Annotated in this window: 9 protein-coding genes and 2 riboswitches; of the genes, 4 read left to right on the top strand and 5 right to left on the bottom strand. The window is 42.9% G+C overall.

What is annotated here, in order from left to right:
• The 5 genes from VLN09_RS05285 to VLN09_RS05265 all read right to left on the bottom strand — a co-directional run.
• Positions 1 to 1,141 (bottom strand): globin domain-containing protein (locus VLN09_RS05285; RefSeq protein ID WP_325244376.1); only part of this gene is annotated, 1,141 nt, incomplete at its 3' end.
• A 292-nt stretch (positions 1,142 to 1,433) separates the two neighbouring features.
• Positions 1,434 to 2,657: a vWA domain-containing protein gene (locus tag VLN09_RS05280; RefSeq protein ID WP_325244374.1), complete on the bottom strand. Its 1,224-nt coding sequence runs from the start codon at positions 2,655 to 2,657 to the stop codon at positions 1,434 to 1,436.
• Positions 2,658 to 2,755: 98 nt separating this feature from the next.
• On the bottom strand, positions 2,756 to 3,610 hold the full coding sequence (locus VLN09_RS05275) for a MoxR family ATPase (protein WP_325244372.1): 855 nt from the start codon (positions 3,608 to 3,610) through the stop codon (positions 2,756 to 2,758).
• A gap of 215 nt (positions 3,611 to 3,825) precedes the next feature.
• Entirely contained in the window at positions 3,826 to 4,437 is a 612-nt protein-coding gene (locus VLN09_RS05270) for a hypothetical protein (protein WP_325244370.1), read from the bottom strand.
• Between the two features lie 225 nt (positions 4,438 to 4,662).
• Positions 4,663 to 4,986, bottom strand: a complete 324-nt coding sequence (locus tag VLN09_RS05265) for a YcgL domain-containing protein (protein ID WP_325244368.1) — start codon at positions 4,984 to 4,986, stop codon at positions 4,663 to 4,665.
• A gap of 380 nt (positions 4,987 to 5,366) precedes the next feature.
• Positions 5,367 to 5,504: riboswitch (glycine riboswitch) on the top strand.
• Between the two features lie 56 nt (positions 5,505 to 5,560).
• Positions 5,561 to 5,698, top strand: a riboswitch (glycine riboswitch).
• A gap of 168 nt (positions 5,699 to 5,866) precedes the next feature.
• Here VLN09_RS05265 and gcvT point away from each other — a divergent pair.
• The 4 genes from gcvT to gcvP all read left to right on the top strand — a co-directional run bounded on the left by gcvT (position 5,867) and on the right by gcvP (position 11,538).
• Positions 5,867 to 7,039, top strand: coding sequence for a glycine cleavage system aminomethyltransferase GcvT (gene gcvT / locus VLN09_RS05260; RefSeq protein WP_325244365.1), 1,173 nt, complete (start codon positions 5,867 to 5,869; stop codon positions 7,037 to 7,039).
• A 66-nt stretch (positions 7,040 to 7,105) separates the two neighbouring features.
• Entirely contained in the window at positions 7,106 to 7,486 is a 381-nt protein-coding gene (gene gcvH, locus VLN09_RS05255; RefSeq protein ID WP_011280078.1) for a glycine cleavage system protein GcvH, read from the top strand.
• Between the two features lie 333 nt (positions 7,487 to 7,819).
• On the top strand, positions 7,820 to 8,578 hold the full coding sequence (locus VLN09_RS05250; protein WP_325244363.1) for a nitroreductase family protein: 759 nt from the start codon (positions 7,820 to 7,822) through the stop codon (positions 8,576 to 8,578).
• 62 nt (positions 8,579 to 8,640) lie between these two features.
• Positions 8,641 to 11,538, top strand: a complete 2,898-nt coding sequence (gcvP, locus tag VLN09_RS05245) for an aminomethyl-transferring glycine dehydrogenase (RefSeq protein ID WP_325244361.1) — start codon at positions 8,641 to 8,643, stop codon at positions 11,536 to 11,538.
• Positions 11,539 to 11,845 lie beyond the last annotated feature (307 nt).

Below are 11,845 nucleotides of genomic sequence, written 5' to 3'. Positions count from 1 at the left end.
CGTGATCTAACGTCACTAGCCCATCGATCATACTTTCCATAAATGGCATCGAGCCACAGACATAAATATCAGCAGGCTTAGGTAATTTGGCAAGCCAATCTGCATCTAGTATCTGACCAGACTCAAAATAAAAGATATGGCGCTCTACGTTTTCAGCCTTTTCTAATAGTTTATTTACTTCCATATTAAAAGCATGATGCGCTTCATTTTGGCAAGCATAAACCCAGATAATAGGTCGTTTTGGATTGGCTAATACTTGTGCCTCTAACATAGATAGCACAGGGGTTATGCCAACACCGGCACTCATCAATACCAATGGAATCTCATTTTGCTGTACCAAATCTTGCTTGAGCGCAAAGTCACCTGCTGGCGCCGATAATAAAACCGTGTCACCCACTTCTAATTGGTCGTGCATATAGTTAGAAACCAAACCATGATGCTCATTGCGGTTATCGCGTCTGACCGCAAACTGAATGCCTGCATCGGTACTAGCGGAATACAAAGAGTAATGACGTAGAGCAACATGGTCACTGTCTTTTGGATCTGTTTTCACCGTGATGTACTGACCCGCGGTTAAATTCAATTTACTCAGGTCAATCTCTTGATGACTTTCTGCATTATCATTGACTGGCACAACAGTAAAGGCAGCAATATCCGTAGCGGCTGCTACCTTTTTAGTCACGGTAAAAGGAGCAAAACCCTGCCACATCGCCTCTTCATACATACCATGTTCTATCTGGATAAATACTGAGGCAATCTCATCATAAGCTTCAGTCCAAGCATCGATGATATCGTCATTGGCAGCCTCTCCCAGTACTTCCTTGATTGCACCGATTAAATGCTTACCGACGATCGGATAATGCTCAGGCAGGATTTGTAAAGCACGATGTTTATGGCTGATCTGCGTAACCTGTGGCAATAAAGTCGCCAACTTATCTAAATGCTTAGCGGCGGCTAATACTGTCGTCGCCAATGCGGTCTGTTGGCGGCCGAGTTTTTGATTGATCTCATTAAATATATCTAGCAGTTCAGGGTGCTCTTCAAACATGTTTTTATAAAATACGGTAGTAATTGTCGTGCCATGTTCTTCAAGTACGGGAACTGTTGCTTTTACGATTTCTAAGGTTTTTGGTGAGGCCATGGTATTTCTCTTAGTGAGGTATCACATTAATAAATGAAAATGTCGATACGAAAGATCGGTAAATGTACAATGCTGATAGCTGCATGAAGAGTAGTCATGTTCTCTAACAGACAATCAAAGCACCGCCATAAGATTCATATTAAATGAATGTTAACATATTTTACTGAGTATACCAATACCGTAGCGCTACAAAGCTGTTTTGATAGATAAAAAAACAGCCATTGTCATAATGGCTGTTTCTCAGTATTCTAAAATAATTGAAGGCTTTCCTGAGTAACGTTATGCGTCAAATTTAGCGCGCCATATAATTGGTCATATCTTCCACGCCATGTAATGTCATCGGATACATCTTATTATCGAACAGTTTTTTAATCTCAACGATGGTTTGAGTATGTTGCCAGTACGTCGGATTTTCAGGATTAAGCCAAGCCACTTTATCAAAGTGAGCTAACACCCTTTTTAACCAGACAATACCTGCTTCATTATTCATATACTCAACGCTACCACCAACTGTCATCAGCTCATATGGCGACATCGACGCATCACCCACAAAGATAACACGATACTCACGCCCATATTTATTGAGCAGCTCAAAAGTCGGCATCGGTGCGCTATGACGACGATTATTGTCCTTCCAAACATAATCATATAGACAGTTATGAAAGTAAAAAAACTCTAAGGTTTTAAATTCATTTTTCGCGGCAGAAAACAGCTTTTCTAATGCCTCGACATGAATATCCATACTGCCACCCACATCAAACAACATTAGCACTTTGACGCGGTTACGGCGCTCAGCTTGCATGTGAATATCAAGCATGCCTTTTTTGGCAGTGCGTTTGATGGTCTCATGAATATCTAGCTCATCTGCACTACCTGTACGGGCAAACTGACGTAGGTTACGTAATGCCATCTGAATTTGGCGGGTGCCTAACTGACTATCATCATCAAGATTACGATATTTACGCTGCTCCCAAACTTTAGCAGCGCTGCGTTTGCGTGATTCACCGCCAACGCGCACGCCTTCTGGATGATCACCATAGGCACCAAATGGTGACGTGCCACCGGTTCCCACCCACTTACTGCCACCTTGATGTCGCTCTTTTTGCTCTTTGAGACGCTCCTCAAGTGCTTTCATCAACTCTTCAAGTGAGCCATATTTTTTTAGCAGTCGGCGCTGCTCATCGGTTAGGTTTTTTGGGTCTAACTTTAAATCAAGCCATTCTTTTGGGACATCAGTCAGCTTAGCTAATAGCTCATCCATATCGAGACTATCAACACCCTCAAAATAATCTGCCATGGCTCGATCAAATTTATCAAAATGGCGCTCATCTTTCACCATACAAAGCCGAATCAGCCGGTACATATCCTCACGACTGGCAAAGGTAGACAGTTCGGCATCTTCAGGATGCGGCTGCATCATAAGCCCTTGGTCTAGCGCCGCATTGAGGTCAAGCAGCTCGCGTGTACTGACAGGCACGCCGTAAGTACGCAAGGTATAGAATAGTTTGATAAACATAAGACACGCATCACTTATTGGCTGATATGGTTATGATTTAAGCATTTGCATGGGTTTCATTCATCACTGCAAAAACAATGGGTAATGAAACCTCATCTTTAACGACGCATCATATTGGCAAAACGTTGCAGCAGGTTCACATCTGCTTCATTTTTAAGCAGCGCGCCATATAACGGTGGAATAGACTTTTCACCGCGCAAGTTTTCTTCTAACTCTGCTTGTGCCATATCATCCGCCAATAATAGCGTCAACCAATCGACCAACTCAGACGTTGATGGCGGCTTTTTGAGTCCTTGAACGTTACGTAATTTATAAAAGATATCAAGCGCATCATTGACCAGTTTTTCTTGAATATTAGGAAAATGCACCTCAATGATTTGGCGCATGGTTTCTTCTTCAGGGAAGTCGATATAATGAAAGAAACAACGACGCAAAAACGCATCCGGTAGCTCTTTTTCATTGTTTGAAGTGATAATCACTACTGGGCGCTGCGCGGCAGTAATGGTCTCACCCGTCTCATAAACATAAAAAGACATCTTATCTAATTCATGCAACAAATCATTTGGGAACTCGATATCTGCTTTATCGATCTCGTCAATCAATAACACACTACGCTCTTTACTGGTAAAGGCATCCCACAATTTACCCGGCTTGATATAATTGCCAATTTCATAGACCTTGTCGTCACCCATTTGCGAATCACGCAGACGCGATACCGCATCATACTCGTACAAACCCTGCTCTGCTTTGGTGGTCGATTTGATATGCCACGTAATCAGCGGCATCCCCAAACTCTCGGCAACTTCTTCTGCCAGTAATGTCTTACCGGTACCCGGCTCACCCTTAATTAATAACGGCTTTTGTAGCGTCATCGCTGCATTGACTGCCAATTGCAAATCATCAGTAGCAATATAGCTTTGCGTGCCAGTAAATTTGGTTCTTTTATCGATCATAATATAATCTCGGTTATTGTTTTATAGTGAAAATAGTTTATAAGAGGTAAATGGCAAGTTAGTAAATACTGTATTTAGATTAGCATAGCCATGTTGATTGCCAAAATACTTGTGCGTTCGCAGATATTTATTACATAAAAAAAGACACGTAGAGTGTCTTTTATCATCATATGAATGCTTCGCAATATCTATCACGCCTACGAACTGCAATCGAGCTAGTCGTCTATTTTAGAGACTTCTTTAGATGGCTTTTTAGAGACTACTGTGTCTTTTTTTAGATTAATGGATGAATCAATATCTTCTACTGGCACTACTTCATCAGATTCTGTTGCAAGATAATTGCCAGATGCCAGTTGCATATTCGCTTGAGTATCTTGCGCAGTGCGACTGCGAGCTTTATCCAAGCTTGACTCAAACGCGCCGCGAATAAGCTGCCAAACAAAACCTACGAATAACCCAACGAATAACACCACTAGTATGGGCAGCATATTGGCAATCGCGCCAGTCGTGTCTTTCATCATAATCGCATAGACCACGCTGATGCTAGCAGGTGCAATCACACTTGGGTCATCAAGTGCTGTGCCTGGTGCTAATAACACCGCAAACAATATCATCCAGCTCATACCGCCCAATGGGCGTGGTAGTACGCGCGCGACCAATAACCAAAGTACCAACACGAGAATGACACCACCAAGATACGCATACATTGGTAAGTCTGCTGCCGGCACGTCTTTTACCAGCTGTCCCCACCAAACAGCAAGCTCACCGAGAATATCGCTGATAGCTTCTAATGGTAAGCTGTGTAAGATATTTTTTAACCAGTCCATGCGTGTTTTATTACCTGCGTTTGTAAATAATGCGGGATATTGATGATATTAGCAACGTTAATGAGCGGCTAGTTTATCACACGACTACCCACCAAAATGCATGACAGCAAATATTTCATCTGCGTCTATCCACTCTGTTTAAAAAAGCTAGCTAAAAAGTTAGATTTAATAAAACGAGCTTCAAAATATCGCCATAAACCTTGTTGGAATGTATTTTCATAACTATTACGTATTATAAATACTGTCTTGAGATTCGCGAGCACGCAATTCTGCTTGGCGGCGCATGACATCTTGCGGCGGCAACTGCACAAAGTATCCTTGCGACTGCAGCTTTGCTAGCACCTCTTCTTTGTCTACTCGAGCAAGCGTTGGCGTTGCAGCCAAATCCAAATGCATGACAAACTGACTGCGACCTAAGCCTGAACGAAAATCTTTCGGCAATACACCCAGCCAATCCTTAATCTCGTCCGTATCATTTGGATAATCAGGACGGGCAATATAGATATACATATCATTGTGCTTGGGGAACTTATAAATATCGCAATGCATAACAACAACCTATCAGAAACTATCGCTATAGATTAGCATATTTTAGGCAAGTATCAGTAGTGGCTTTACGTTTGGCTATGGTAAATCTTCTTAAGTAGGTTGCCAATTTACTTGAGATGAAAGAGACAAAATCAGATAAAATATTCTGCATGCTTTGTCTTATCAGGCATCACGCTCACAGATGAACTTTATACCTTTAGATTGTGCTCAATGATGTATCAGTCTTATCTGCTATTAACATATTGCAATTTTATAGAAACATCAGCGCTTCATATTGCTGTTTTTTACGGCATTATCCTCATAAAAAATCGTTCTAGCTAAGATTATTCACTTTAATCCATCTGATGACTTGTAAAAAAGCTGTGAACCTTTCATAATAAAAGCGTTTTTCAGGAGAGAGTCTTTAGCCTAATGTTAGCGATACTCATGTCAATGAGCATGAGCTGACAGCCGCTATACGACCACCGAAGGCGCATCCACCCTGCTAATCGCTCAGGTAAAAGGACTGAAAAACACATGTCACAACGGTTTATTTGTATCGCGCTGATTGGCGTATTGCCCTTTAAACCTTAGGCATAACAAATCTGGAGAGCGGTAAGGACGGACGACGCCTTACCCACCGAAGGGGAGAAAACGCGACATCATTGTTATGTAAAGATTCACAATGATGGATCGTGTTGAAAATCTCAGGTCACAGGACAGATAGGGCTTCCCTCTAAACTGACGTTAAGCGTTTGTTTGGCGGACAGTTTTATCTTTTTTCTGTACTACCCTTGGTTGCAATGCTTGTACCCTGCAATATTGCTTCTCGCTACTATGATCATGTACATCAGCCCTAATACTTTATTGAGTATAGCTGATGTACACATAAGGATTTGTTATGACCGATATTCAAAATACTGACACCCAAGCCCCTCAACGCACGCCTCTTTATCAGTCTCATGTCGAGAGTGATGGCAAACTGGTAGATTTTTCTGGTTGGGAGCTACCTATTCATTATGGCTCACAAATCGAAGAGCATGAAGCGGTACGCACCGACGCCGGTATGTTTGACGTCTCTCACATGGTCGTTGTCGACATCAAAGGTAGCGACGCCAAAGCATGGCTACAAAAATTATTGGCTAACGATGTCGATAAACTAAAAACGGTTGGTAAAGCCCTTTATTCTCCAATGCTGAATGAAGAAGGTGGCATTATCGATGACTTAATCGTTTATCTATCAAATAGCGAAGAAACTGAATACCGTATTGTCTCAAATGCCGGTACTCGCGATAAAGATATGGCACAGTTTGAAAAAGTAGCCAAAGACTTTGATGTTACCTTAACTGAACGTACAGAACTTGCGATGCTTGCCGTTCAAGGACCTAACGCTGTTGAAAAATTGGCAAAGATTAAACCCAGTTGGGCTGATACATTAGCTGCGCTAAAACCTTTTGTCGGTGCTGACTTAACAGATATCGAAGGCACAGATTGGTTCGTCGCTCGTACAGGCTACACCGGTGAAGATGGCGTCGAAGTCATTATGCATGGCGATGATGCGCCGGCATTCTTTGAGCAGTTGAAAGCCAATGGCATAAAGCCTGCCGGTCTTGGCGCTCGTGATACGTTACGTATGGAAGCTGGCATGAACCTCTATGGTCATGATATGGATGAAAGTATTAGCCCTTATGAATGCAACATGGGCTGGACACTGGCGCTAAAAGACGAGCGTGACTTTATTGGTCGCAAGGCTATGGTCAGCAAACGCAAGCAAGCCAAAGATGACAATATTGCGATGAAACAAGTCGGCTTATTGATGACTAGCCGTGGCGTATTACGTGAAGGTATGGAAGTGACCATCAATCAAGGCACTGATAAAGAGCAAAAAGGTATCATTACCAGTGGTACTTTCTCTCCTAGCCTCAAAAATTCTATCGCTATCGCCCGTGTTCCTGCTACCCTAGCAGACGATGACAATGTGCAAATTGATCTGCGCGGTAAAGGTAAGTTCGTCGATGTACGCGTGCTTAAACTACCGTTTGTCCGTAATGGCAAGCAGCAGTTTGACTCGTAAGCAACAGAAAATTTATTATTAGCTTTCTTTTTTATTAATTAACCTCTATCACCTAGGAGAGAAACCATGAGTAATATCCCAGCAGAACTAAAATACATCGCCAGCCACGAGTGGTTACGCTTAGAAGACGACGGTACTATCACTGTTGGTATCACTGACCATGCTCAAGACCTATTGGGTGACGTGGTATTTGTTGAATTGCCAGACGTAGGTGACATCATCGCTGTTGATGACGAAATCTCTGTTGTTGAATCAGTAAAAGCGGCTTCTGACGTTTATGCACCTATTTCAGGTGAAGTTGTTGCTATCAACGAAGCCTTAGAAGATGATCCTGAAATCATCAACTCTGACCCATACGGCGAAGGTTGGTTCTTCAGAATGAAGCCTGATAATATCGCTGATTATGAAGCACTGCTAACCGCTGATGAGTACGAAAACGAGCTGTAATATCAGCTTTATACTCTCTTAAAAGCAGCATTTAACTTTAGTATTGCTGCTTTTAATATTTTTATTGATAAAGCAGTCATTGATAAGATTGTTATTTATAAAATGGTTACCTATTAAAAGAAGCAACTCGTCGGATACTGGCAAGCGCTGGTATCTGTTCGCTTTATTTTTAAGACGATAATTGCAAGACAGTATTTTCAAGACAACCTGCACTCAATTTATGACGCTCAATTGCTATCTGATTTATTCGTATTAATCACTTGTCAGACACTGTTGAAAAGTGTCCTCAATAATGACTAAGCTGATTAGTCATTCCTCAGCATGGATCTTACTATGAATTCTAATACTGGCAATAAAGACAGTCTTGCGACGCCTAGTCACACCCCGCAGCTGCAAGCGTTTCGCGAGGTGGTTGAATCACGTCGTTCAGTACGCCGATTTACAGATACGCCGATACCTGACGATGTATTGGCAGACTGTCTGCGTTTGGCGATGCTTGCACCAAACTCAAGCAACCTTCAGCCGTGGGAGTTTTATGTCATTGATGATGCTGATAAGCGCAAGCGTGCGGTCAAAAACTGTATGAATCAAAACGCGGCAAAAACATCAGTACGCTTAATCGCGGTGGTTGCTCGTACTGACGTTTGGCATGACCACGCCAAACAAATCTTACGTGAATACCCTGATATGCCGGTACCAAAAAAAGTCAAAGACTACTACAACAAAGTCGTTGCCTTAGATTTTTTACGTGGACCTGCTAACGTGATATCAGTAGCCAAATGGAGCGCCATTCAAGTAGTCAGACGTATAAAGGGTCCCATAAAATCGCCTTACTATACCTTTGAAGACACCAAAAATTGGGCAACCAATAACACCGCTTTAGCGGCTGGAAACCTGATGCTTGCTTTACGCGCGCATGGCTTTGATAGCTGTCCGATGGGCGGATTCGATGAGCCTGCGATGAAGCGCTTATTAAAGCTGAGCGATCATCATCATATCGTTATGATGATTGGTGCTGGCGAGCGTGCTGATAATGGCGTCTACAATACCCAGTTCCGCTTTGAGCAAGATCAATTTGTACATTACGTATAACCTATTAATACCCTTTTTTATTATAGCCATCTCCTTTATCCCTATTTTTACCAAGGATCACCATGACTATCTCTCAAAACCCAGCGCTTGATACCTTTAAAGGCTTATTCAACGAAGCCGAATTTGTTTATCGTCATCTTGGCTCCAATGATAGCAAACAAGCTGACTTGCTCAGTGCCATTGGTTATAAAGACATGGCAACTTTTATCAATGATACCGTGCCTGAACCAGTACGTCTGCATAAAGAATTAGATTTGCCAGTTGCCATGAGTGAGCATGCAGCGCTTGCCAAATTGCGTACCATGGCTGATGACATCACGGTTAATAAGAGCTATATCGGTCAAGGGTATTCGCCTGTGCGTATGCCTGCAGTCATCCAACGTAACGTCCTTGAAAATCCAGGTTGGTATACGGCTTATACGCCTTACCAAGCGGAAATCGCTCAAGGTCGCCTAGAAGCCCTGCTGAACTTCCAACAAGTTTGTATTGATCTGACTGGTCTTGAGCTTGCTGGTGCGTCATTGCTTGATGAAGCAACGGCTGCTGCTGAAGCCATGGCAATGTCAAAGCGCGTGAGCAAAAGCAAATCTATGCAGTTTTTCGTTGATGACCGCGTCTATCCACAAACATTAGATGTCATTAATACCCGTGCCAAATATTTTGGTTGGGAAGTGGTCGTTGGTGACTTTGAAACTGCCAAATCAGGTGATTATTTTGGTGCATTATTCCAATACGTCGGTGTTGAAGGCGATGTTAAAGATTTAACAGACGTTATCGCTGCTGTGAAGAAAAACAAAACTTATGTGAGTGTCGTCAGTGACATCATGAGTTTGGTGTTACTAAAATCACCCGCTGACATGGGCGCAGACGTGGCATTGGGTAGCACGCAGCGTTTTGGTATTCCAATGGGTTTTGGTGGTCCACATGCTGCCTACTTTGCATTCTCTGATAAAGCCAAGCGCTCAGCGCCTGGTCGTATCATCGGAGTTTCAAAAGACTCACAAGGCAATACTGCCCTACGTATGGCGCTACAGACTCGTGAGCAGCATATCCGCCGTGAAAAAGCCAACTCAAATATCTGTACTTCACAAGTACTATTGGCAAACCTAGCCGGTATGTATGCCGTTTATCATGGTCCAGGTGGTGTAAAGCGCATCGCTACTCGCATTCATGCATTTGCGACTGCTTTTGCTGATGTCGTCAAAAATGCTAATGACAACAATTTAAACGTGGTACATGATCAATTCTTTGACAGCGTCGTCATTGATTGTGGCTCAGAAAAACTTGCTATCCAAATCTTCCAAAACGCTGATAATGTTGGCTACAACTTATGGCGTCTTGGTGACACCAAATTGAGCGTAGCGTTCAGTGAAACCAGTGATCAGAAAGACTTTAATGTCCTAACTCAGCTGTTCGTTACTAAAGCACATGACCTACCAGAAGACGCTCGTGTCTCTCTTGATAGTGCTCATTTGCGTACTGATGCTATCTTATCGCATCCAGTATTTAACTCGCATCATACAGAGCATGAAATGCTGCGTTATTTAAAGTCGCTTGAAGACAAAGATTTGGCGATGAACCGCAGTATGATTTCACTTGGTAGCTGTACCATGAAATTGAATGCTACTAGTGAGATGCTACCAATCACTTGGCCTGAGTTTGCCAACGTGCATCCTTTTGCACCGCGTGACCAAGTCACAGGCTACGTTGCCATGATTGATAGCTTGCAAGAGCAACTAAAAGCCATCACCGGTTTTGATGATGTCTCTATGCAGCCAAACTCTGGCGCTTCAGGAGAATATGCAGGCTTGCTAGCGATTCGCCGTTATCATGAATCACTTGGTGAGACTGACCGTGATGTTTGCTTGATTCCTATGTCAGCGCATGGCACTAACCCTGCGACTGCAATGATGATGGGCATGAAAGTGGTCGTGGTCAAAACCGATGACAATGGTAATGTGGATATCGACGACCTAACTGCCAAATCTGAAGAACATAGCGCGCGTCTAGGTGCCTTGATGATCACATATCCATCGACGCATGGTGTATTTGAAGAAGGTATCCGTAAAATCTGTGATCTTATCCATAAACATGGCGGTCAAGTCTATATGGATGGCGCTAATATGAATGCGCAGGTTGGCATGATGCAGCCTGCTGACGTTGGTGCTGATGTGCTGCACATGAACTTGCACAAAACCTTCTGTATCCCGCACGGCGGTGGTGGTCCAGGTATGGGTCCTATCGGTATGAAGTCACACTTGGCACCATTTATGGCCAACCATACCTTAAGCCCTGTGCACAATGCACAAAAAGACTGCTCAGCAGTATCAGCAGCCCCTTATGGCTCAGCGAGCATTTTGCCTATTTCATGGATGTACATTGCCATGATGGGTCGTGATGGTTTATTAAAAGCGACCGAGCTTGCGCTATTAAACGCCAACTATGTCGCTGCTGAATTAAAAGACCATTACCCTGTCCTATATACGGGCAAAAACGGTCGCGTAGCGCACGAATGTATCATCGATATTCGTCCTTTAAAAGACGAAACCGGCATCAGTGAAAGTGATATCGCGAAACGTTTGATGGATTATGGTTTCCACTCACCAACCATGAGTTTCCCAGTAGCCGGCACCTTGATGATTGAGCCGACAGAATCCGAGTCGAAAGAAGAGCTTGATCGCTTTATCAGTGCCCTAAAATCTATCAAAGCGGAAGCGATAAAAGCCAAAGCGGGTGAAGACAACTGGACGTTAGATAACAACCCATTGGTCAATGCACCGCATACGGCTGCCATGGTAATTGATGGCGAATGGACTTATCCATACAGTCGTGAGACAGCGGCATTCCCACTGCCTTATATCCGTACCAATAAGTTCTGGCCAAGTGTAGCACGTGTTGATGACGCCTATGGCGATAAGAACCTAATGTGCTCTTGCCCAAGTATCGAAAACTATATGTAATCCCAATTTTATGTAGTCCTAGCTTTTGATACTTTATAAAAGATAAAAACAAACCTCCAACTCAGTAGCTGATTTGGAGGTTTTTATTTTGCTAATAATATTTAGCGTTATAATAAAATGGCTATTAATCTATTCACATCATTCACATCATTCACATCATTCACATGGTTAGAATTAAATATGCAGAAAAATAATCTTGTCATTCTTATCCATGGTCTGCACCAAACGGCTTGGATCATGCGACCACTTGCCAAACGCTTGCAAACAGCAGGATTTGATACTCATCAATTTGGCTATCGTAGTATGC

Origin of the sequence: Psychrobacter sp., from assembly GCF_035469765.1 — a bacterium.
Lineage (GTDB): Bacteria > Pseudomonadota > Gammaproteobacteria > Pseudomonadales > Moraxellaceae > Psychrobacter.
Note: the sequence above shows the minus strand (reverse complement) of the source record. Positions and strands in the feature narration are given on the sequence as shown.

What these genes read in the sequence shown, in the direction of transcription:
- gcvP (WP_325244361.1), top strand. Translation starts at nt 8,641, where the DNA reads ATGACTATCTCTCAAAACCCAGCGCTTGATACCTTTAAAGGCTTATTC.
- VLN09_RS05265 (WP_325244368.1), bottom strand. Translation starts at nt 4,986, where the DNA reads ATGCATTGCGATATTTATAAGTTCCCCAAGCACAATGATATGTATATC.
- gcvH (WP_011280078.1), top strand. Translation starts at nt 7,106, where the DNA reads ATGAGTAATATCCCAGCAGAACTAAAATACATCGCCAGCCACGAGTGG.
- VLN09_RS05280 (WP_325244374.1), bottom strand. Translation starts at nt 2,657, where the DNA reads ATGTTTATCAAACTATTCTATACCTTGCGTACTTACGGCGTGCCTGTC.
- gcvT (WP_325244365.1), top strand. Translation starts at nt 5,867, where the DNA reads ATGACCGATATTCAAAATACTGACACCCAAGCCCCTCAACGCACGCCT.
- VLN09_RS05270 (WP_325244370.1), bottom strand. Translation starts at nt 4,437, where the DNA reads ATGGACTGGTTAAAAAATATCTTACACAGCTTACCATTAGAAGCTATC.
- VLN09_RS05250 (WP_325244363.1), top strand. Translation starts at nt 7,820, where the DNA reads ATGAATTCTAATACTGGCAATAAAGACAGTCTTGCGACGCCTAGTCAC.
- VLN09_RS05275 (WP_325244372.1), bottom strand. Translation starts at nt 3,610, where the DNA reads ATGATCGATAAAAGAACCAAATTTACTGGCACGCAAAGCTATATTGCT.